We start from the raw sequence: 21,542 nt of genomic DNA, 5'->3' as shown, positions 1-21,542 counted from the left end.
GGATGGGGTCACGCCGAGTGCCGGAGCACCAGCGAGGGGTGGAGCAGGAGCTGGGGGTCGCGCTGCTGCCCGTCGAGCAGCCCGGTGAGCAGCTGGACGCAGCGAGCGGCGGCCTCGCCGAGCGGTTGGCTGACACTGCTCAGCCCGACCGCGGCGGCCACGGGGGTGTCGTCGAAGCCGACGACGGCCAGATCGGCCTCCGTGTCCCGGGCGGCCTGCCAGGCGCCGAGGGCGAGCGAGTCGCTGGCGCAGACCACCGCGGTCGGCGGCACGTCGAGGGCGAGCAGCGCGCGCGACTCGCGCTCCCCCTCGGCGATGCCGTCCTCGGTGGCGCGGTCCGGTGCCGCGCCGTCCAGGCCGGCCTCCGCCATCGTGGTACGCCAGCCGGCGCGCCTGTCGTCGCCGACGCCCGAGCCGGCGGGCCAGCCGAGGAAGGCGATCCGGCGGTGCCCGGCGGCGAGCAGGTGCCGGGTCGCCTGGGCGGTGCCGGCGGCACCGTCGACGTCGACCCAGGGGTGCGCCTCGGGGGTGTCCCAGGGCCGGCCGAACGTCACGAACGGCACCTCCCGCTCGGCCAGCCACGCGGTGCGCGGGTCGCCGTGCTTGGTGCCGGTGAGCACGAACGCGTCCAGGTCGTACGCGCCGAGCAGGTCGTCGTAGGTGGCGATCTCCTGCTCGTCGCCGCGGGCGGTGTAGAGCAGGACCCGGTAGCCGGCGGCGTCGGCGGTCTCGGTGAGGCCGTGCAGGAAGCGGTCGAGGACCGAGCCGTTGATGCCGTCGCGAGTGGGTTCGATGCGGACGGCGATGAGGCGGGACCGGCCGGTGCGCATCTGCCGGGCGGCCTGGTTCGCCCGGTAGCCGAGCGCGGCGATGGCCTCGTGCACCCGCCGCCGGGTGTCCTCGCGGACGATGTGCGGCGTGTTGAGCACATTGGAGACGGTCTGCCGGCTGACCTGGGCATGCCGGGCCACCGTTGCGATCGTTACCTTTTCTCCCACGAAATCCCTCTCGCCTACCTTGAACGATCCAATGTCCATGGGGCACGATTAGATCGTTCAAAGTTTCTGGAATGTTTCGCACTGTGCACCCCGCTGCGGCCATCTGTCAAGACGTCCGCCGCCACCGATCAGCACCAGGAGTCCCCCGTGACCGAACGCCACCTCCAGCCGCTGCTGCACGACCTGGTCGGTGTGGTGCACGCCCCCACCAGCGCGCTCGGCGACGCGGCCGGCCAGCTCCGTCCGCACGGCGTCCAGGGCGCCTTCCACGCCGACTCCCGGGTGCTCTCCCGCGCCGAGCTGCGCCTCGACGAGCGGGAGCCGGAGCCGATCGGGCACGGCGCGACCGGCCCGGACAGCGTCCGCTTCGTCAGCCTGGCCCGCTGGCTCGGCGACGCCACCCCCGACCCCACCGTCCGGGTCGAGCGCACCCGGCAGGCCGGCCCGCGCGGTCTCACCGAGGAGATCGTCGTGTCCTCCACCGCCACCGAGCCGGTGCACACCACCGTCACCGTGGACCTGGCCTGCGACCTCGCCCCGATCGAGCAGGTCAAGATCGGCCGCGCGGTCGCCCCGCTGGCAACCGAGGCCGGCGAGCCGGGCCGGGTGCGGTGGGCGGCCGACGGGCTCACCGTCACCGTGACCGGCGAAGGTTCCACGGTGGACGCCACCGGCGAGCGGACCACCGCGCCGCGGCTGAGCTGGCCGGTCACCGTCGACCCGGGCGCCGCGGTCACGCTGCGCTGGCGACTCGCCGTCACCGACCCGCGAGCGGTGGTGACCGCCGCACCGGCCGAGCCCGGCTGGGCCGAGCCGCAGGTCACCGCCGACGACCGGCGCCTGCTGCGGCTGCTCGACCGCTCCCTCGCCGACCTGCGCGGGCTGCGGCTGGCCGAACCCGCCCATCCCGGGGACGTCTTCCTCGGCGCCGGCGTGCCCTGGTTCCTCACCCTGTTCGGCCGGGACAGTCTCTGGGCCGCCCGGATGATGCTGCCACTCGGCACCGACCTGGCCGTCGGCACGCTGCGCGTACTGGCCCGCCGCCAGGGCACCCGCGTCGACCCGGCGACCGGGGAGCAGCCCGGCAAGATCCTGCACGAGCTGCGCCGGCACGAGTTCGCCCCGAACGAGGGGCTCCGGCTGCCGCCGGCCTACTACGGCACCGTCGACGCCACCATGCTCTGGGTCAGCCTGCTCCACGACGCCTGGCGTTGGGGGCTGCCCGCCGACCAGGTCGAGCCGCTGCTGCCACATCTGGAGGCGGCGCTGCGCTGGCTCGCCGAGCACGCCGACGCCGACGGCGACGGCTTCGTCGAGTACATCGACACCACCGGCCACGGCCTCGCCAACCAGGGCTGGAAGGACTCCGGCGACGCGGTGCGCTTCCGCGACGGCCGGCTGGCCGCGCCCCCGATCGTGCTGGCTGAGGTGCAGGGGTACGCGTACCGGGCCGCGACCGACGGTGCGGACCTGCTGGACGCGTTCGGCCGCCCCGGCGCGGACCGCTGGCGCGGATACGCCGACCGCCTCGCCGCGCGGTTCCGGTCCACGTTCTGGGTCGACGGCCGCCACGGCCCGCAGCCCGCGCTGGCGCTGGACCGGGACAAGCGCCCGGTGGACTCACTGACCAGCAACATCGGCCACCTGCTCGGCACCGGGCTGCTGTCGGACGCCGAGTCCGCCCAGGTCGCGGCGCTACTCACCACCGAGTCGATGGCCGACGGCTTCGGGCTGCGCACCATGTCCACCGACGACGCCGGGTTCAGCGCGCTGTCGTACCACTGCGGTTCGATCTGGGCGCACGACACCGCGATCGTGCTCGCCGGGCTGGCCCGCGACGGTCACCGGGCGGCGGCGCTCCGCCTCGCCGACGGCCTGCTCGCCGCCGCCGAGGCGTTCGACTACCGCCTGCCCGAACTGTACGGCGGTGACGGCCGGGCGACGCTCGGACGGCCGGTGCCCTACCCGGCCGCCTGCCGCCCGCAGGCCTGGTCCGCGGCGGCGTCCGTGCTGTTGCTCCAGGCCGGCCTCGGCGTCTATCCCGACGTGCCGAACGGCCGGGTCGACCTGCGCCCCCTGGCCGGCCCCGAGCTGGGCGCGCTGAGCGCGGCCGACCTGCGCATCGCCGGCACCCCGGTGTCGGCGGTGGTAGACCACACCGGCCACCCCACTCTGAAGTATCTGCCCGCCTTCCTGCGCCCCAACCACCTGCCCCAGATCCCCCTCCCCCGCACCCCGTCCCCCCTGGCCCCCACCGCCCCGACGGGTTGATCATGAGGTTGACGGCATCGTGGATCTCTCGGAACGCCGTCAACTCCATGATCGACGGCGCGGGTCGGTCACCGGAGTTCGGCTACCAGTTCGTCGTCCTCCATCGCGCCCGTGGGGTGGAAGCCCAGGGACGTGTAGAGGGCGGCGGCGGGCTTGTTGTCGGGGTGGTAGCTCAGGCGGATCGGCCGGCCCGCCTCGGCGAGCCAGTCCGCGAGCGTCCGCACCGTCGCGCGTCCCAGGCCCCGGCCCTGCTCGGCGGCGTCGATCACCATGCCACCGATCCAGCGCGACTCGTCGTCGTCCACGCCCCACATGACGTGGCCGACGACAGTCTCACCGGCGTAGACGGCCAGCGAGTTCCAGACGTCCGAGCGTTCGGTGAGAAGCAGGTAGCGGGCGGCGAGCGCGGCCACGAAGGCGCGCTGCTCGTCGTGCGGCGCGACGTCCGCCACGGCCCGCCAGTTGTCGTCGTCCACCGGGCGCAGCGTCACCCGGCGGCCGGTACGGTCGGAGTGTCCGGAATCGATCATGGAAACAGCCTAGGTCGACGCCCCCCGACCAGGCAAAACGGTTTCCCTCAGCAGGCCGGGGGCACACCGCGGCCGGTCAGTCGAGCAGGGCGTCCAGGCCGACCGTCAGACCGGGCCGGCGACCCACCTCGCGGACCGCGAGCAGCACGCCGGGCATGAACGACACCCGGTCGTACGAGTCGTGCCGGATGGTGAGCGTCTCACCCGTGGTGCCGAACAGCACCTCCTGGTGGGCGACCAGGCCGGTGGCCCGTACCGCGTGCACGCGTACCCCGTCGATGTCGGCGCCGCGGGCGCCGGCCACCTCGTCGCGGGTGGCGTCCGGCGCGGGCCCCAGACCGGCCTCGGCGCGGGCCGCGGCGATCAGCCGGGCCGTGTGGGTGGCGGTGCCGCTCGGCGCGTCCAGCTTGCGCGGGTGGTGCTGCTCGACGATCTCGACCGACTCGAAGTAGCGGGCGGCACGCGCCGCGAACTGCATCATCAGCACCGCGCCGATGCCGAAGTTGGGAGCGATCACCACGCCCACGCCGGGCCGGTCCGCGAGCCGGCCCCGCACCTCGGCGAGCCGCTGCTCGGTGAAGCCGGTGGTGCCGACCACCGCGTGCACGCCGTTCTCGACGCACCAGCGCAGGTTGTCCATGACCGCGTCGGGGGTGGTGAAGTCGACGACCACTCCGGCGCCCGCCTTGGCCACCGCGTCCAGGTCGTCGCCCTGGTCGACGGCAGCGACCAGTTCCAGGTCGGCGGCGGAGTCGACCGCCTTGCAGACCTCCATGCCCATCCGGCCCCGGGCGCCCAGCACACCGACCCGGGCCGCCGTCCTCTGCTGCTCAGTCACGGGCCACAACCTATCCCAGCGCCGGGCACGCGGTCCGGCGGACCGGCGGGTCGCTCAGCTCGTGGCCGCGAAGCTGCCGGAGTCGAACGGGCCGACCACCGCCAGGGACATCGGCCGGCCGAGCAGGTCGGCGGCGAGCGCGTTCACGTCGTCGAGCGTCACCGCGTCCACCCGGGACAGCAGGTCGTCCACCGGCATCAGGTTGCCGTAGAGCAGCTCGCCCTTGGCGAGCCGGCTCATCCGCGAGCCGGTGTCCTCCAGCCCGAGCACGAACGAGCCCTTGCTCATCCCCTTGCCCCGGGCAAGCTCCGCCTCGGTGATCCCCTCGGCGGCCACCCGCGCCATCTCCGCGCGGGTCAGGTCCAGCACCTCGTCCACCTTGCCCGGCGCGCACCCGGCGTAGACGGCGAACACGCCGCTGTCGGCGTACTGGCTGGCGTACGAGTAGACCGAGTACGCCAGGCCGCGCTGCTCCCGGATCTCCTGGAACAGCCGGCTGGACATGCCGCCGCCGAGCACGTTGTTCAGCACGCCGAGGGCGAACCGCCGGTCGTCGGTGCGGTCGATCCCCGGGCAGCCGAGGATGACGTGCGCCTGCTCGGTCTCCTTCGGCTCGACGAGCGTGGTGGCCGGCTTGGTGCGTACCGCCGGGGTGGCCGACCGGTGCGCCGCGGGCGACGCCGGGTCGGTGTCCAGCGGGGTGCCGCGCAGCGCCTGCCGGACCAGCTTGACCACCGCGGCGTGGTCGAGGTTCCCGGCGGCGGCGATCACGATCTGCGGCGCGGTGTAGCGGCGGCGGTAGAAGCCCTGGATCTGCCGCCGGGTCATCGGCGTGACCGTCTCCTCGGTGCCGGAGATGAGCCGGCCCAGCGGGTGGTCGCCGTAGACGGCGCGGGCGAACAGGTCGTGCACCTCGTCGCCGGGCTCGTCGTCGTGCATGGCGATCTCTTCGAGGATGACGCCGCGTTCGGTCTCCACGTCGGCCGGGGCCAGCACCGAGTCGGCGACCAGGTCGCACATGACGTCGATGGCCAGCGGCAGGTCCTCGTCCAGCACCCGCGCGTAGTGGCAGGTGTATTCCTTCGTGGTGAAGGCGTTGGTCTCGCCGCCCACGGCCTCGATCTGCGCCGAGATCTCCAGCGCGCTGCGCTTGTTGGTGCCCTTGAACAGCAGGTGCTCCAGGAAGTGCGCGGCGCCGGCCTGCGTGCCGGTCTCGTCGCGCGAGCCGACCGCCACCCAGATGCCGAACGACACGCTGCGCATCGCCGGGATCGCCTCGGTGAGCACCCGCAGCCCGCTGGGCAGCACGGTACGGCGGACGGTGCCGCCGAGCGGGTCGTCGCTGAGCGTACGGGTGACCGCGCGGGCCGCCGAGCCGGCCGGCGCCACCCCCCGTCCCGTCGAGGCGCCTGACGAACTCACGAGAAACCTGCTCTCCGATGACGAGGAACGGCGGGACGTACGACGGCTCCAGCTCGCGCAGGCGACCTGGAGCCGTGGGCCGGCCCGGGTGACGCGGACGTCACCCGGGCCGGTCGGTGGATCAGCTGTGCCGGGTCCGGCGACGCGGACGGGACTCGCCGCCGCCCTCGCCACCCTCGGAGCGGCGCTCGCCACCCTCGGAACGACCACCCCGGTCACGCGGGCCGCGGTCGCCGCCGCGGTCCCGGCCGGACGGACGGTCGCCACCCTCGGCGGCGGCCGGCGCCTCGGCGCCCTCCGGGCGGACCTTGTCCAGGTAGATCTTGCCGCGGGCGTCGATGTCCGCGATCTCCACCTCGACCTTGTCGCCGACGTTGAGGTAGTCCTCGACCTTCTCGACCCGCTTGCCGTCGCCCACCTTGGAGATGTGCAGCAGGCCGTCGCGGCCCGGCAGCAGCGAGATGAAGGCGCCGAACGCGGCGGTCTTCACCACGGTGCCGAGGAACCGCTCCCCGGCCTTGGGCAGCGTCGGGTTGGCGATCCCGTTGATCCGGTCGACCGCGGCCTGTGCGGACGGGCCGTTCGTGGCGCCGACGTAGATCGTGCCGTCGTCCTCGATGGAGATCTCGGCGCCGGTCTCGTCCTGGATCGCGTTGATGGTCTGGCCCTTCGGGCCGATCACCATGCCGATCTTGTCGACCGGGATCTTGACGGTGGTCACCCGCGGGGCGTAGTCCGACATCTCGGCCGGCGCCTCGATGGCCCGCTGCATCACGTCGAGGATGGTCTGCCGGGCCTCGTGCGCCTGCTGGAGCGCGGCGGCCAGCACGTCCGACGGGATGCCGTCCAGCTTGGTGTCGAGCTGGAGCGCGGTGACGAAGTCACGGGTGCCGGCGACCTTGAAGTCCATGTCGCCGAACGCGTCCTCGGCACCGAGGATGTCGGTCAGCGTCACGTACTGGGTCTTGCCGTCGACCTCGTCGGAGATGAGGCCCATGGCGATGCCGGCGACCGGCGCCTTCAGCGGCACACCGGCCGAGAGCAGGCCCAGCGTCGAGGCGCAGACCGAACCCATCGAGGTGGAGCCGTTGGAGCCGAGCGCCTCGGAGACCTGCCGGATGGCGTACGGGAACTCCTCGCGCGAGGGCAGCACCGGGATCAGCGCCCGCTCGGCGAGCGCGCCGTGGCCGATCTCGCGCCGCTTCGGCGAGCCGACCCGGCCGGTCTCACCGGTCGAGTACGGCGGGAAGTTGTAGTTGTGCATGTAGCGCTTGCGGTTCTCCGGGGACAGCGTGTCCACCATCTGCTCCATGCGGAGCATGTTCAGCGTGGTGACGCCCAGGATCTGGGTCTCGCCGCGCTCGAACAGCGCCGAGCCGTGCACCCGCGGCAGCACGCCGACCTCGGCGGTCAGCGGACGGATGTCACGCGGGCCGCGGCCGTCGATGCGGACCTGCTCGCGCAGCACCCGGTTGCGGACCTCGGACTTGGTCAGCGAACGGAACGCGGCGGACAGCTCCTTCTCGCGCCCCTCGAACCGGCCGGTCAGCTCCTCGGCGACCTTGGCCTTGATCCGGTCCAGGGCCTCCTCGCGGTCGGCCTTGCCGGCGATCTTCAGCGCCTCGGCGACGTCGGCGCGGGCCACCTCGGCCACCGCGTCGTACGCGTCGTCCTGATAGTCCAGGAAGATCGGGAACTCGGCGACCGGCTTGGCGGCCACCTCGGCCAGCTCGCTCTGCGCCCGGCACAGCTCGCGGATGGCCGGCTTCGCGGCCTCCAGGCCGCTGGCCACGATCTCCTCGGTCGGCGCGGTCGCGCCGCCCGAGATCAGGGTCACGGCGTTCGGGGTGGCCTCGGCCTCGACCATCATGATCGCGACCTCGCCGTCCGCCAGGGTGCGGCCGGCCACGACCATGTCGAAGGTGGCCCGCTCGAGCTCCTCCAGGGTCGGGAAGGCGACCCACTGGCCGTCGACGTGCGCGACCCGGGTCGCACCGATCGGGCCGGAGAACGGCAGGCCGGAGAGCTTGGTCGACATCGAGGCGGCGTTGATCGCCACCACGTCGTACGGGTGCTGCGGGTCGAGTGCCAGCACGGTCTCCACGACCTGGACCTCGTTGCGCAGGCCCTTGACGAACGACGGGCGCAGCGGCCGGTCGATCAGCCGGCAGGTGAGGATGGCGTCCTCACTGGGCCGGCCCTCGCGGCGGAAGAACGAGCCGGGGATGCGGCCAGCGGCGTACATCCGCTCCTCGACGTCCACCGTCAGCGGGAAGAAGTCGAACGACTCGCGCGGCTGCTTGCCGGCCGTGGTCGCGGAGAGGACGACCGTCTCGCCGAGCTGGGCGACGACGGAGCCGGCGGCCTGGCGGGCCAGGCGGCCGGTGGAGAAGGTGATCTCGCGGGTGCCGAAGGCCCCGTTGTCGATCACCGCGGTGCGGGATTCGGTGCCGAGGTTGGTCTCGGTCATGTGCTGTGGTGCTCCTTCGCGTCGTCGGCCGACGACACGGGAACTGCTCAGGCGGCCGGTCTTCGATCGAAGCGCCCGGGACGGCCGGCGTCGTGCCGGGATTCCCGGGGGCCACTACCGGAGACCGGTGCTGACCGGCTCCCTCTCGGGTGTCGCGCGGCCGGGTTCTTCGGTGGTACCGGAACGGGGGAGCGGCCAGGCGGCCACTCCCCCGTCAGGTCATCGGCGCAGGCCGAGCCGCTCGATGAGCGACCGGTAGCGGTTGATGTCCTTCTTCTGGACGTAGTTCAGCAGCCGGCGGCGCCGGCCGACCAGCAGCAGCAGCCCACGGCGGCTGTGGTGGTCGTGCTTGTGCACCTTCAGGTGCTCGGTGAGCTCCGCGATCCGCTTGGTCAGGACCGCGACCTGCACCTCGGGCGAGCCGGTGTCGCCCTCGGCGGTGGCGTACTCCTGGCGGATCTTGGCCTTGGCTTCCTGGTCGAGCGCCATGTTCTCCCTGTTTCGTGGGTCATTCGATGAGGTCCGGAGCGGTCGTGGTGACCGGTGCAACGGACCGGTTCCTCGCACCCGCGGCGTCGTGCAGGCACGCGAGGCCCCCGTCGGTCAGCCGACGTCTCCGTCAGCCTACCAGCCCTCGGGACGGACGGGCGGTCAAGGTGCACCCGTGCCGGTCAGAGCACCGCCCGGCGGGTGCGTTCCACGTCCTCGGCGATCTGGGCCACCAGCGGTTCGATCGCGTCGTATGTCCGCTGCTCACGCAGGTGCGCCACGAAGTCCAGGGCCAGCCGCTCGCCGTACAGGTCGCCGCTGAAGTCCAGCGCGTACGCCTCCACCCGCCGCTCCCGGCCGGAGAACGTCGGGTTGGTGCCGATCGACACGGCCGCGGCCAGCGGTTCGCCGTCGCGGCGCACCAGGCGGGCCGCATACACGCCGTCGGCGGGCACCGCCGCGTACCTGTGGGTCAGCAGGTTGGCGGTGGGGTAACCCAGCTCACGTCCGCGCTGGTCGCCGCGGACCACCACGCCCTCGACCCGGTGCGGGCGGCCGAGCGCCGCCGCCGCCGCGCCCACGTCGCCCGCGTCGACGCAGGATCTGATGTACGTGGAGGAGAAGACCGTCCCCGCCTCGGCGACCAGCGGCGCCCCCTCGACCGCGAACCCGAAGGTACGGCCCAGCCGCTCCAGCAGCGGCACGTCACCGGCGGCCCGGTGCCCGAACCGGAAGTTGTCGCCGACCACCACCAGCGCGGCGTGCAGGTGCGCCACCAGGACGTCGTGCACGAACGCCTCGGGTGGCAGCCGGGAGAACTCGACGGTGAACGGCACCACGCAGAGCACGTCCACGCCGAGCGCCTCGATCAGCTCGGCCTTGCGGGCCGGCTCGGTCAGCACGGCCGGGTGCGAGCCGGGGCGTACCACCTCGGCCGGGTGCGGGTCGAACGTCACCACCACCGACTTGACGCCCAGTTCCCGGGCGCGCGCCACGGCGTGACCGATGGTGGCCTGGTGCCCCCGGTGCACGCCGTCGAAGACGCCGATGGTGACCACCGAGCGTCCCCAGCCGCCGGGCGCCGCCTCGTACCCCCGCCACCGCTGCATGCCGTTCCTCCCCCTGTCCGCCCGCGCGCCGTTCAGGCCGGGGCCAGCACGATCTCCGCGCGGGCCCGACCGTCCCGCTCGCTGACGATAGCGATCAGCCCGCCCGCCGGGCCGAAGACCGCGTACGGCCCGGTGATCCCGGCCGGCGCCAGCGGCCCGCCGTGGGAGAGCACCCGGGTCTCGTCGGCGGTGGCGTCCCGGCGCGGGAAGAACCGCGCGGCGGCGGCGTCCAGCGGCAGGTTCACCACGTCCGGCGCGCGCTCCTCGAGCTGGTCGAGCGTGGCCGCCTCGGCCAGCGTGAAGCCGCCCACCGCGGTCCGGCGCAGCGCGGTGAGGTGACCGCCGACGCCGAGGGCCGCGCCCGCGTCGCGGGCCAGCGCCCTGATGTACGTCCCGGACGAGCAGGTCACGTCCACGTCCACGTCCACCACGTCCGGGACGTCCCGGCGGATCGCCAGCACGTCCAGCCGCGACACGGTGACCCGGCGGGCGGGCAGCTCGACCGCCTCGCCGTCACGGACCCGCTTGTACGCCCGCTGACCGTCGATCTTGATGGCGCTCACCGCGCTCGGCACCTGGTCGATCTCGCCGGTGAGGGCGGCCAGCGCGGCGCGTACCCCGTCGTCGGTGACCGCGCCGGCCGGGGTGGTCGCGACCACCTCGCCCTCGGCGTCGTCGGTGACGGTGGCCTGTCCCAGCCGGATCGTCGCGGCGTAGCTCTTGCCGGCGCCGATCACGTACGTGAGCAGCCGGGTCGCCCGGCCCACCCCGATCACGAGGACGCCGGTGGCCATCGGGTCGAGCGTGCCGCCGTGGCCGACGCGGCGGGTACGCGCGAGCCGCCGGATGCGGGCCACGACGTCGTGCGACGTCATGCCGCCGGGCTTGTCGACCACGATCAGACCGTCTGTGCTCACGACCGCCAAGCCTGCCAGACGGCGGTGATCGGCCCTGCGGGGGATACCGCCCAGCTTCGGCGGGGTGTCAAGATCGTGCGCCCCCGCCCCGTCCGCCCGGGAAGTCCGATGACCGATCACCGCTCCGCCCCCGACCCCTACGCCGCCGGCCGACCGCCGGAGGACGAGCTGGGACGGGTGCCCGACTGGCTGCGTCAGCCGGCGCCCGAGGTGCCGCCCGGCCGGGCGGACCGCCTGCGGATCGCGCTCGGCGGGCACTCCGGCAAGCTGCTCGGCGGCGTACTCGTGCTGGCGCTGCTCGCGTTCTTCGGGCTCGTCGGCGGCCTCGGCTACCAGGGCTTCCAGCGCTGGCGCGAGATCTCGACGGCATACCCGACGACGAGCCCGCCGAGCGGCGAGCAGGCGGTCAGCTCCGCGTCGCCCCCGCCGGCCGCCGGCCCGTTCGACGGCACCCCCGCGGCCGGCTTCCCCGAGGGTGCGGCGGGGATCGCGCTGCCCCGGGCCAAGCGGACCGGCCCGTTCACCGAGAAGCAGGTGGCCGACGGTCTGGCCAAGGTACGCAAGGCCCTGGTCACCGGCCGGCTGGACCGTACGTTCTTCACCGCGAAGAGCCCGGATCGGCTGGTGCGCCAGTTCGCCCCGGACACCCGCGCCAGCATCCGGAAGGACTTCACGGCCGGCGGCGCCGCCAACTACGCCACCCGGCTCGGGCCCGGCACCCGGTTGACGAACGACCCGCCCCGGGTGCAGGGGCGGATCTCGTACCGCGCGACCCGCGATGCGTACGACATCCGCGTACTGGAGATCACCAGCAACTTCGTCTGGGTCTACGCCGCCCGGAGCACCCGCGCCCCGTCGGTCTCGGACGTCATCCTGGTGCACGACACAGTGATCTGGGAGGTGCCCCTCCCGGCGGACGTCGTCACCGGCTCCCGAGGTCTGTGGATGCGGGACGCGAACTCCTACGTGACGAACGTGGAGTGCGCCGGTCTGAGCAAGGGCCTCCTGGAGCTGGAGATCACGCCGACCTACGGGAACGCCGGCAGCGCCGGGGAAGACCCGGACGCCGTGTACGACCTGGACCGCTCGCTGAAGGTCGCGGACCCGTGCTGAGCCCGAGGGGATCCGAGCGGGACGGCTACCCCGACTGGCTGGACCGGTTGGAGCGGGAGATCCGGCCGAGTCTCGCCGTACGCCTGCGGATCTGGTGCCGGCGGCGCGCCCGCCGGCTGATGGCCGCGCTCGGCGTGGTGCTGCTGCTGGCCGCCGCGGCCGGTGCCGCCGGTTACGGCCACCGGCAGCTCCGGCGTCCGGCAGCCGCGCCGTCCCCCGCGGTCACCGGCGCTCCGGCGACCGCGGGACCGACGGCCTCACCGGACGTCTTCGCCGGAACGCCGGCGGCGGACTGGCCGGCGGGGGCGGCCGGGATCGTGCTGCCACCGGCCCGGCCGACCGGCGGCTTCACCGGCGCCGAGGTGTCCGCCGGGCTGGCTCGGGTCCGCGCCGCCATGCTGACCGCCCGCCTGGACCGCGCGTTCATGACCGGCGGTAGCCCGGCCCCGCTGCTGCGTCACGTCGCGCCGGCTGCCCGGGAGTCGGTGCGGAAGGACTGGTCCACCGAGACGATCGCCACGTACGCGACCCGGCTGGCCCCGGACGCCCGGCTCACCCCGGACCAGCCGCGGACGAAGGGCCGGTTCACCTACCGCGCCGTCCGGCAGGCCGACGGCGTACGGATGCTGGAGGTGACCAGCAACTTCGTCTGGGTCTACGGGTTCCGCGACCTCGGCTCCCGATCCGGCCACTCGGTGGTCGTGCTGCACGACGAGATCGTCTGGCGGCTGCCGCACGCCGACGACGTGGCACGGGCGGACCGGGGGCTCTGGTTGCACCGGATGTCGAGCTACGGGTCGGGCGTGGACTGCGACGCCGTGAAGCTCGGCCTGATCCGCCCCGGCGGCCTGGACCCGGCCGGCATCGGCTCCCCCGAGGACCCCGACGCGCTGTACGACCCGGAGCACCCGATCGAGCTGCCGGTCTCCTGTTGACGAGCGGTCAGCGGACCGCGCCGACCACCGCCCACGCGCCCGAGCGCATCCGCAGCAGCAGGCCGACCAGCCGCAGCACCACGAACAGCGTCAGCCCGGCCCAGATCCCGCCCAGCCCGAGGTCGAACCCGTAGGCCAGCCAGATCGCCGGCAGGAACCCGCCGAACGCACACACGATCGTGAGGTTGCGCAGGTAGCGCACGTCGCCCGCGCCGATCAGCACCCCGTCGAGCGCGAACACCACGCCGCCGATCGGCTGGAGCGCGACGAACCAGGGCCAGGCCGTCATGGCCTGCTCGCGTACCTGCGGATCGGAGCTGAACCACGACGGCACCACGCCGGCACCGGCGGCGATGAGCACCGCGAAGGCCACGCCGCACAGGCCGCCGAGCAGCGCGACGCGGCGGGCCAGGAACCGCGCGCCGGCTGCGTCGCCGGCGCCGAGCGCGGCGCCGACCAGCGACTGCGCGGCGATGGCCAGCGCGTCGAGCACCAGCGCGGTGAAGAACCACAGTTGTACGGCGATCTGGTGCGCGCCGACCGCGGCGGCGCCGAAGCGGGCCGCGACGGCTGTGGCGGACAGGAAGCTGGCCTGGAACGCGACGCCCCGCACGAGCAGGTCCCGGCTGAGCACGAGCTGCTGCCCGATCATCCGGGGCCGGGGCCGCAGCGAGACCCGCTCGCGCACGAGCGCCGCCGCGAACAGCACCCCGGAGAGCGTCTGCGCGATCGCGTTCGCCACCGCCGAGCCGACCAGGCCGAGCCCGGCCGGATAGACCAGCAGCGGGCAGAGCACCGCGGAGAGCAGGTTCGGGCCGAGCACGAACAGCAGCGGGCGGCGGGTGTCCTGGATGCCGCGCAGCCAGCCGTTGCCGGCGGCGGCGAGGAGCAGGCCGGGCGCGCCGAGCGCCGCGATCCGCAGCCATCCGGCGGCGGCGTCGGCCACCTCGCCGGGGCCGCCGACGAGGGTACGCGCCAACGCGCCGCCGCCGATGCCGATGGCGACCGCCACCAGCACTCCGGTGGCGAGCGCGAGCCAGGACGCCTGGACGCCCTCGGCGACCGCGGCGGCCCGGTCCCCCGCCCCGAACCGGCGGGCCGAGCGGCCCGTGGTGCCGTACGCGACGACGGTGCCGACCCAGGCGGTGAGCGTCATGACCGTGCCGCCGACGGCGAGCGCGGCCAGCGGCACCCGGCCGAGGTGACCGACCACCGCGGTGTCGACCAGGACGTAGAGCGGCTCGGCGGCCAGCACCACGAGGGCGGGCAGCGCGAGCGCGGCGATCCGCCGCGGCGAGGCGGTGACGGCGGGGGCGGCAGTGGTGCTCATCGCCGCCGATCCTGGCACGCCCTCGGTAAGGTCCGCAAGGCAGGGGACTACTTACTAACGTCGGCCAGGAACCGGTCCGTGTCACGGCGCCCGCGCAGGCGGCGCACCGGCAGCCCGGGGGCGTGCTCCGACAGCGCGGCCAGCACCCGGGGCCGGGAGTCGCGGGGGTAACGCCAGACGTAGGGCAGGAAGTCGAGATCGAGCCGCTCCGGGCAGCCCTCGGGCCGGTCGGGGCGGGGCGCGGCGCGATGTGCCCACCGGCGGCGGACGATCCGGACCAGGCAGCGCAGCCGGGAGGTGTCGCAGAGCACCAGCAGGTCGGCGCGGGGCAGCCGCAGGTCGAGCGTGCTCGCGTAGTTGCCGTCCATCACCCAGGCCGGGCGGGCGGCGAGCGCGGCCACCTCGGCGCGGAAGTCAGCCGGGGCGGAGGCGGTCCAGCCGGGGCGCCAGTAGTGCCGGTCGAGGTGGATCAGGGGAAGGTCGAGTCGCCGGGCCAGTTCACCGGCGAGCGTGCTCTTGCCGGCGCCGGAGCTGCCGACCACGAGGATGCGTCGCACCGGGCGACGGTAGCGGCGTGCGGGGCGGCGATGTGCCCCGAGCGGCGGTGACGTCGGCGTCGGGCCGGGGTGTGGTCCGCGGGCCCGGCCGGCGTCACCGCCGGACGGCGTACGTCACTGACGGGTGTCCATCGAGGTCTGCAGCGCGCGGCGCATCTGCTCGCGCGCCTCGTCGGTGGTGGTCTCGGTCTGCGGCTTGCGCTTGCTGGGCATGTGAGGTCCTTCCAGGGTGCGGACCGCCGGGACGTGGCGGTCCTACGGGCGCCCGGCGCTCCGGCTCGGCGCGACGACGGGTCGCGCCGCGACCGGGAGTCGTCGGCGGCTGAGCGCCCGGCAGCGGTCCGGGATCACCGGAGCGGCTCGCCTGGCAGCGGGAGCCCGGGTCGGTCTGACCCTGGAGGGAGGCGAAGCCGGGTGCGGCACCACCGCCCGTGACCAGCGCCGCGAAGCGCCGGTCCCGCACCCAAATTAACGTTCACTTTCCAGATACTGCCCACTGTTCCCGAAATGCGGAAAGATCAATGTCGTCGTCCCGGCCCGGCGAGGGCGGTCAGCGGGCCAGGAAGTGCCAGCCCAGCCACCACCAGAAACCGAACAGCCCGATCCGGCCGACCGGTACCGGGCCCACCTCGTACCGCATCACGAACGCGCAGACGTCGGCCAGCGACGGGATCCTCGACCCCTCCCGGCGCGCGGCCCACTCGACGACGGCGAACAGCACGATCGAGACTCCGAACCCGCCGATCGCCAGTGCCCGCATCATCGGCGCACCAGTCCCCAGAACGCGGACAGCCACGCGAACCAGGCCGCCGAACGGGCCAGGTTGTCCTCCAGTAGCGGATCGGCCAGCCGGGAGAAGGTGGGGAAGTCGTCACCCGCCGCCATCACGAACGTCGCCCCCTCGAAGACCCCGAAGACGGTCACCGGGACCAGCCACCAGAGCGCGACCGACGGCAGCCGGCGCGGCGCCGGACGCCGGGGCACCCGGTTACTCAGGCCGACCCAGATCAACCCCCCGCCGGTGGTGAGGATGTAGAGGTTCGCGGCGGTCGAGAAGGACGGCATCTGGCCGCCGACCAGAGAGAGGCAGATCAGCACCGGCACGGAGACGACCGGCCGGTCCCAGGCCCGGGGCGCCTCGACGGTGAGCTCACGGGGATGATCCATCACCCGATTGTCCCCAGCGTCACGCACGGCGGAAAGGCTGGCACGCCTCGTAATCCCCGGAAAAGCCGCCGATCAGCTCACACTTCAGATCGCCGCCGCACCTCGGCACGGCAGAAATTCAGGGACAATCCATCCGCTAAGGGGCGACAGCGAGTTCGGCGCGGATCCGGCCGAGCACCTCGTCGAGCGCTCCCCGGCCGGTGAAGCCGGCGGCGAACCGGTGCCCGCCGCCGCCGAGCGCCACCGCCACCCGGCTCACGTCGACAGCGCCCTTGCTGCGCAGCGACACCGCCCACTCGGCCTCGCCGGCCTGCTTGACCACACAGCTCACGTCCGCCTCGGCGGTGCAGCGCACCGAGTCGATCAGCGCCTCCAGCACGTACGCGGGCTGGTCGTGGCGGACCAGGTCGTCGCGGGTCGCGTACGTCCAGACGAGCCCGTGCCCGGCGGCGGCGGCCGGTTCCAGCGTGGCCCGGCCCAGCACCTCGCCGAAGAGGCGGACGGCGCCGAACGGGCGGGTGTCGAAGATCCGCCGGGAGATGTCGCCGGGCCGGATGCCGGTCGCGATCAGGCGCGCCGCCGTCTCGTGCACGGCCGGGGTGGTCGCCTCGAACCGGAACGAGCCGGTGTCGGTGGTCAGCGCGACGTACAGCCCGGTCGCGATCTCCGCGTCCAGCGTCACGCCGAGCCGGTCCAGCAGCTCCAGCGCGACCACCGAGGTGGCGGCGGCGTGCGGGTCGACCAGGCTGATCCGGCCGAAGCCGGTGTTCGAGGCGTGGTGGTCGAGCACCAGCGAGGCGCCCGCCGTGTCCAGCCGGTCGGCCAGCTCGCCCAGCCGCGACTCGCTCGCCGCGTCGAAGCAGATCACCAGGTCCGGCGCGGGGTACGCGTCGTCCTGCGGCACCAGCAGGTCCACCCCGGGCATCCAGCGGAACGGCTCCGGCACCTCCGGCGGGCCGGGGAAGGTGGCCTGGAGATCGCGTACGCCGAGCCGGCGCAGGCCCAGCCCGAAGCCGAGCATGCTGCCCAGCGCGTCCCCGTCCGGGTTCACGTGGCAGATCAGCAGCACCCGCGCGTCGGCGGGGAGGTCGCGTACCGCCGCGACGGCGGCCGCCCACGCGGTCTCGGTGGGCCCCGCCTCGGTCACCGGCGTTCGCCGGCGCGCGGCTCGTCGTCGTCCTCGTCCTCCGCCGAGGCGTCGTCGGCGTCCTCGTCGTCCTCGACCCGGTACGGCTGGGCGTCGCCCGCGTACGAGGACTTCGCGGCGAGCCGCTGCACCTCGGCGTCGGCGGTACGCGCGGCGGCCAGCAGGTCGTCGATGTGCTTGACCTGGTCCTGCACGTCGTCCAGGACGAAGGTCAGCGTCGGCGAGTGCCGCAGCCCGAGCGCCTTGCCGACGGTGCTGCGCAGCATGCCCTTGGCGCTCTCCAGCGCGGCGGCGGTGCTCGCCTGAGCCGCCGCGTCGCCGAGCACCGTGTAGAAGACAGTGGCGTCGCGCAGGTCGGCGGTGATCCGGGCGTCGGTGATCGTGATCATGCCGAGCCGGGGATCCTTGATCTGGCTGCGCACCACCGACGCGACGAGTTCCCGGATGCGCTCCGCGTGCCGGCGAACCTTTGCCTGATCCGTCATGTCCCCCACCTCCGGGATCACCTGTACCCATGACGACGCCGGGTCACCATACGACCCGGGCCGTCGGCCGGAGACGGCGAGCGCGTGGGCGCCGCCGGGTCCGACCGCCCAACGCTGAAGAACACTACCCGCGCCCGGCCGGCCGTCGCGCGGCACGGCCGGAGTGCGGCAGGACGCGCCGTCAGTCGTCCGCGCCGTGCAGGCGACGGCGCACCGACAGCAGCTCGGTCTCCGGACGGGCGGCGACCAGCCGCTCACAGGAGTCGAGCACCTCGCGGACGTGGGCCGGCTCGGCGGCCACCACCGCCACCCCGATCTCGGCCCGGCCGTGCAGGTCCAGCGCCCCCACCTCGGCGGCGGAGACCTCGAACTTGCGCAGCGCGGCGACGATCGGCCGGACGTAGGACCGCTTGGCCTTCAGGGACCGGGAGTCACCCGGGAGCAACAGGTCGAACAGTGCGGTTCCGGTATACACGGCGAGCAACGGTACGCCGGGCGGCCCGGCCCGGCACGCGATTAAGGCGCGACAGCCACCAGCACGTCCCGCTCGATCGCCTGGTCGACCCGGTGCGCGAAGTCACCGAAGCCGGGGCCGTCGAGCACGTGCAGCCCGGCGGCGGCCAGCACCGCCTCCGCCTGCGCCCGCGGCGCCACGTGGGTGTTCCAGGACAGCCCGATCGCGCCGCCGGGGCGCAGCAGCTCCCGCCACACCGGCACGGCCGCGGTGAGCAGCTCCAGCGGGCTGCGGGACAACCCCTGATCGGTACGGCTGCCGTGCGCCACCCCGTACGGCGCGTCGGTCACGATCACGTCGGCGCACCGGGGGCGCAGCGCCTCCCGGGCCCGGGTGGTGTCGGTGTTCAGCACGGTGACCCGCTGGGTGGCCCCGGCCCGGTGCTCGTCCCGCGACGGCGCGAGCACCGCCTCGAACCGGCGGGCCACCAGCTTGCGGTCCCGGCGCACCGACGTGGTCTCCGCGGTGTGCTTGAGCCGCTTGCGACGCAGCCAGGTGCGCAGGAACGCCGCGTACGCCTCCACGTCCTGACTGTCCCGCTCCACGCCGATGCCGTCGTAGCCGTACATCAGCGCCTGGTTGAGCGTGGTGCCCCGGCCGCAGAGCGGGTCCAGCACCACCACCGGCCCGTCCAGCATCCGCGCCGCGGCGGCGGAGGCGAGCACAGTGACGTTGAGCAGCAGGCGGGTGAACTGCTCGTTGGTCTTGCCGGCGTACTTGGGAATGGTGATCAGGTCGGAGTCGTACCGGGCCAGCGGGCGCAGCGGCACCGGCCGCAGCAGGTCGTCGCCGACCCGCTCGAACAGCGCGTACGCCGCCGACAGGTTCGCCAGATGGGCCAGATCCCGCTCGCCCAGCCCGGGGCCGCCGGTGGTGAACGTCAGGTACTCCACCCCGCCGATCCGCGTCACCTCCGCGTCGGCCGGTACGACGCCCAGCACGCCGGAACCGGCGAACACGGCCAGTTCGGCGCGGGCCAGCCGGGCCGCCGCGTCGGCGTAGACGCGGTTGGCGGAGGGGGCGAGGAGCAGTGCGTACCCGGTCACGCCGCAGATTGTCGCAGCCTGCGCAGACGGCGGCGGCCGGGGCCCGAAGGCCCCGGCCGCCGGCCGGTCGTACGCGTGGTCGTCAGGCGCGCGGCTTCTCGCGCATCTCGAACGTCTCGATGACGTCGCCGACCTGGACGTTGTTGTAACCGCCCAGCGTCAGACCACACTCGAAGCCCTCGCGGACCTCGGTCGCGTCGTCCTTGAACCGCTTCAAGGAGCTGATCGTGAGGTTGTCCGCCACGACCGCCCCGTCCCGCAGCAGCCGCGCCTTGGCGTTGCGGCGGATGAGGCCGGACCGGACGATACAGCCGGAGATGTTGCCGATCTTGGACGAGCGGAAGACGTCGCGGATCTCCGCGGTGCCCAGCTCGACCTCCTCGTACTCCGGCTTGAGCAGACCCTTGAGCGCGGCGTCGATCTCCTCGATGGCCTGGTAGATGACGGTGTAGTACCGGATCTCCACGCCCTCGCGGTCGGCCATCTCGCGGACCTTGTTCGAGGCCCGCACGTTGAAGCCGATGATCGTGACCGCCTCGGACGAGGCGCTCGCGAGCATGACGTCGCTCTCGGTGATCGCGCCCACGCCCCGGTGGATGATCCGAAGCTGGACCTCCTCCGGGATGTCGAGGTTGAACAGCGCGTCCTCGAGCGCCTCCACGGAACCGGAGACGTCGCCCTTGAGCACCAGGTTGAGCGAGGTCTTCTCACCCTCCTTGAGCTGCTCCATGAGCGTCTCGAGAGTGGCCCGGCCACGGGAGTTGGCGAACGACGCCGCCCGCCGCCGTGCCTGACGCTGCTCGGCGATCTGCCGCACGGTGCGGTCGTCCTCGGCGGCCAGGAAGGTGTCACCCGCACCCGGCACCGTGGTCAGACCCAGCACCATGACCGGACGGGCCGGACCGGCCTCGTCGACCGGCTTGCCGTTCTCGTCCAGCATGGCCCGGACCCGGCCGTGCGCCCCACCGGCGACGATCGAGTCACCGGCACGCAGGGTGCCCTTCTGCACCAGCACGGTCGCCACCGCACCACGGCCCTTGTCCAGGTGCGCCTCGATCGCGACACCCTGCGCCGGCCCGTCGATCGGAGCGGTCAGCTCCAGCGACGCGTCGGCGGTCAGCAGCACGGCCTCGAGCAGTTCCTCGATGCCGATACCGGGCTTGGCCGCCACGTTGACGAACATGGTGTCGCCGCCGTACTCCTCGGCGACCAGGCCGTACTCGGTCAGCTGCTGGCGGACCTTGTCCGGGTTCGCCTCGGGCTTGTCGACCTTGTTGACCGCGACCACGATCGGCACGTCCGCCGCCTTGGCGTGGTTGAGCGCCTCGATGGTCTGCGGCATGACGCCGTCGTCGGCCGCGACCACCAGGATCACGATGTCCGTGACCTGGGCACCACGGGCACGCATGGCGGTGAACGCCTCGTGACCCGGGGTGTCGATGAACGTCACCGCGCGGTCCTCGCCCTCGTGCGGGACGTGGACCTGGTAGGCGCCGATGTGCTGGGTGATGCCACCCGCCTCGCCGGCCACCACGTTCGCCTTACGGATCGCGTCGAGCAGCTTGGTCTTACCGTGGTCGACGTGACCCATGACGGTCACGACCGGCGCACGGCTGACCAGGCGGTCCGCCGCGACCTCGGCGTCGAGGTCGATGTTGAACTGCGCGAGCAGCTCGCGGTCCTCGTCCTCCGGGCTGACGATCTGCACGTCGAAGCCGAGGTGCTCACCCAGCAGCTGCAGGGTCTCGTCGGAGCACGACTGGGTCGCCGTCACCATCTCGCCCAGGTTGAACATCTCCTGGACCAGCGAACCCGGGTTGGCGTTGATCTTGTCGGCGAAGTCCGACAGCGAGGCGCCACGGGACAACCGGACGACCTGACCCTGACCGCGGGGCGCGCCCGAGGACATGGTCGGGGCCGACAGGTTGTCGAACTCCTGTCTGCGCTGCTTCTTGGACTTGCGACCGCGGGTCGGCCGGCCGCCGGGACGCCCGAAGGCACCCGCCGCGCCACCGCCACGGCCACGGCCGCCGCCGCCGGGACGGCCACCGCCGCCGACCGGACCACCCGGACGGAAACCACCGCCGGGCGCACCGCCACCGCCGCCACCACCGGGACCGCCGCGGTAGCCACCGCCACCGCCGCCACCACCGGGWCCACCGCGGTAGCCACCGCCACCGCCGCCGGGACCGGGTCCACCGCGG

20 protein-coding genes are annotated in these 21,542 nt (G+C 73.6%); 3 read left to right on the top strand and 17 right to left on the bottom strand.

The features are described 5' to 3' along the window. Positions 1–8: 8 nt before the first annotated feature. Complete coding sequence (locus NMK34_RS08705) at positions 9–971, bottom strand: LacI family DNA-binding transcriptional regulator (protein WP_318332956.1); 963 nt, start codon at positions 969–971, stop codon at positions 9–11. 174 nt (positions 972–1,145) lie between these two features. Here NMK34_RS08705 and NMK34_RS08700 point away from each other — a divergent pair, with 174 nt between their 5' ends. Further along, the gene (locus tag NMK34_RS08700) at positions 1,146–3,269 is read left to right on the top strand and encodes a glycogen debranching N-terminal domain-containing protein (protein ID WP_318332955.1); all 2,124 of its coding nucleotides are present in this window, start codon (positions 1,146–1,148) and stop codon (positions 3,267–3,269) included. A gap of 68 nt (positions 3,270–3,337) precedes the next feature. On the opposite strand, the gene NMK34_RS08695 is transcribed toward NMK34_RS08700, so the two are convergent. The 7 genes from NMK34_RS08695 to truB form a co-directional block, all read right to left on the bottom strand. Continuing rightward, the gene (locus tag NMK34_RS08695; RefSeq protein ID WP_318332954.1) at positions 3,338–3,799 is read right to left on the bottom strand and encodes a GNAT family N-acetyltransferase; all 462 of its coding nucleotides are present in this window, start codon (positions 3,797–3,799) and stop codon (positions 3,338–3,340) included. Positions 3,800–3,875: 76 nt separating this feature from the next. After that, positions 3,876–4,637 (bottom strand): 4-hydroxy-tetrahydrodipicolinate reductase, encoded by a 762-nt coding sequence (gene dapB / locus NMK34_RS08690; protein ID WP_318332953.1) that lies wholly within the window; start codon positions 4,635–4,637, stop codon positions 3,876–3,878. A 54-nt stretch (positions 4,638–4,691) separates the two neighbouring features. After that, on the bottom strand, positions 4,692–6,059 hold the full coding sequence (locus NMK34_RS08685) for a pitrilysin family protein (protein ID WP_318332952.1): 1,368 nt from the start codon (positions 6,057–6,059) through the stop codon (positions 4,692–4,694). A 121-nt stretch (positions 6,060–6,180) separates the two neighbouring features. Next, positions 6,181–8,529 (bottom strand): polyribonucleotide nucleotidyltransferase, encoded by a 2,349-nt coding sequence (locus tag NMK34_RS08680; protein ID WP_318332951.1) that lies wholly within the window; start codon positions 8,527–8,529, stop codon positions 6,181–6,183. A gap of 219 nt (positions 8,530–8,748) precedes the next feature. Then, complete coding sequence (gene rpsO / locus NMK34_RS08675) at positions 8,749–9,018, bottom strand: 30S ribosomal protein S15 (RefSeq protein ID WP_013284678.1); 270 nt, start codon at positions 9,016–9,018, stop codon at positions 8,749–8,751. A gap of 182 nt (positions 9,019–9,200) precedes the next feature. Then, positions 9,201–10,127 carry a bifunctional riboflavin kinase/FAD synthetase gene (locus tag NMK34_RS08670; protein ID WP_013284677.1) on the bottom strand — a complete coding sequence of 309 codons (927 nt, stop codon included), beginning with the start codon at positions 10,125–10,127 and terminating at the stop codon, positions 9,201–9,203. Positions 10,128–10,159: 32 nt separating this feature from the next. Beyond that, positions 10,160–11,044, bottom strand: a complete 885-nt coding sequence (gene truB, locus NMK34_RS08665; protein WP_036310423.1) for a tRNA pseudouridine(55) synthase TruB — start codon at positions 11,042–11,044, stop codon at positions 10,160–10,162. Positions 11,045–11,152: 108 nt separating this feature from the next. Between truB and NMK34_RS08660 the strand changes: the two genes are divergently transcribed. Further along, complete coding sequence (locus NMK34_RS08660; protein ID WP_318332950.1) at positions 11,153–12,157, top strand: hypothetical protein; 1,005 nt, start codon at positions 11,153–11,155, stop codon at positions 12,155–12,157. Then, a complete protein-coding gene (locus NMK34_RS08655; RefSeq protein WP_114919687.1) occupies positions 12,151–13,092 on the top strand; it encodes a hypothetical protein in 942 nt (313 codons plus the stop codon). The genes NMK34_RS08660 and NMK34_RS08655 overlap by 7 nt, the downstream gene beginning before the upstream one ends. 7 nt (positions 13,093–13,099) lie before the next feature. Here the strand turns inward: NMK34_RS08655 and NMK34_RS08650 are convergent, their stop codons facing one another. From NMK34_RS08650 to infB, 9 genes are all read right to left on the bottom strand, one after another. Continuing rightward, positions 13,100–14,422: an MATE family efflux transporter gene (locus NMK34_RS08650; protein WP_318332949.1), complete on the bottom strand. Its 1,323-nt coding sequence runs from the start codon at positions 14,420–14,422 to the stop codon at positions 13,100–13,102. A 47-nt stretch (positions 14,423–14,469) separates the two neighbouring features. Then, a complete protein-coding gene (locus NMK34_RS08645) occupies positions 14,470–14,979 on the bottom strand; it encodes an adenylate kinase (RefSeq protein WP_240322302.1) in 510 nt (169 codons plus the stop codon). 550 nt (positions 14,980–15,529) lie between these two features. Continuing rightward, complete coding sequence (locus tag NMK34_RS08640; RefSeq protein WP_175438725.1) at positions 15,530–15,739, bottom strand: DUF6186 family protein; 210 nt, start codon at positions 15,737–15,739, stop codon at positions 15,530–15,532. Continuing rightward, positions 15,739–16,146, bottom strand: coding sequence for a hypothetical protein (locus NMK34_RS08635; RefSeq protein ID WP_145822828.1), 408 nt, complete (start codon positions 16,144–16,146; stop codon positions 15,739–15,741). The genes NMK34_RS08640 and NMK34_RS08635 overlap by 1 nt, the downstream gene beginning before the upstream one ends. 136 nt (positions 16,147–16,282) lie before the next feature. Further along, a complete protein-coding gene (locus tag NMK34_RS08630) occupies positions 16,283–17,293 on the bottom strand; it encodes a bifunctional oligoribonuclease/PAP phosphatase NrnA (RefSeq protein ID WP_318332948.1) in 1,011 nt (336 codons plus the stop codon). Beyond that, positions 17,290–17,778 (bottom strand): 30S ribosome-binding factor RbfA, encoded by a 489-nt coding sequence (gene rbfA, locus NMK34_RS08625; RefSeq protein ID WP_262013630.1) that lies wholly within the window; start codon positions 17,776–17,778, stop codon positions 17,290–17,292. The genes NMK34_RS08630 and rbfA overlap by 4 nt, the downstream gene beginning before the upstream one ends. A 181-nt stretch (positions 17,779–17,959) precedes the next feature. Further along, a complete protein-coding gene (locus tag NMK34_RS08620; protein ID WP_013284668.1) occupies positions 17,960–18,253 on the bottom strand; it encodes a DUF503 domain-containing protein in 294 nt (97 codons plus the stop codon). Positions 18,254–18,294: 41 nt separating this feature from the next. Then, positions 18,295–19,338 carry an SAM-dependent methyltransferase gene (locus NMK34_RS08615; RefSeq protein WP_318332947.1) on the bottom strand — a complete coding sequence of 348 codons (1,044 nt, stop codon included), beginning with the start codon at positions 19,336–19,338 and terminating at the stop codon, positions 18,295–18,297. 82 nt (positions 19,339–19,420) lie between these two features. Then, positions 19,421–21,542: translation initiation factor IF-2 (gene infB / locus NMK34_RS08610; protein ID WP_318332946.1), on the bottom strand; the 2,122-nt coding region annotated here is incomplete at its 5' end.

The organism is Micromonospora sp. BRA006-A (assembly GCF_033433935.1).
GTDB lineage: Bacteria > Actinomycetota > Actinomycetes > Mycobacteriales > Micromonosporaceae > Micromonospora > Micromonospora aurantiaca.
This window is presented reverse-complemented; position numbering and strand designations above follow the sequence as displayed.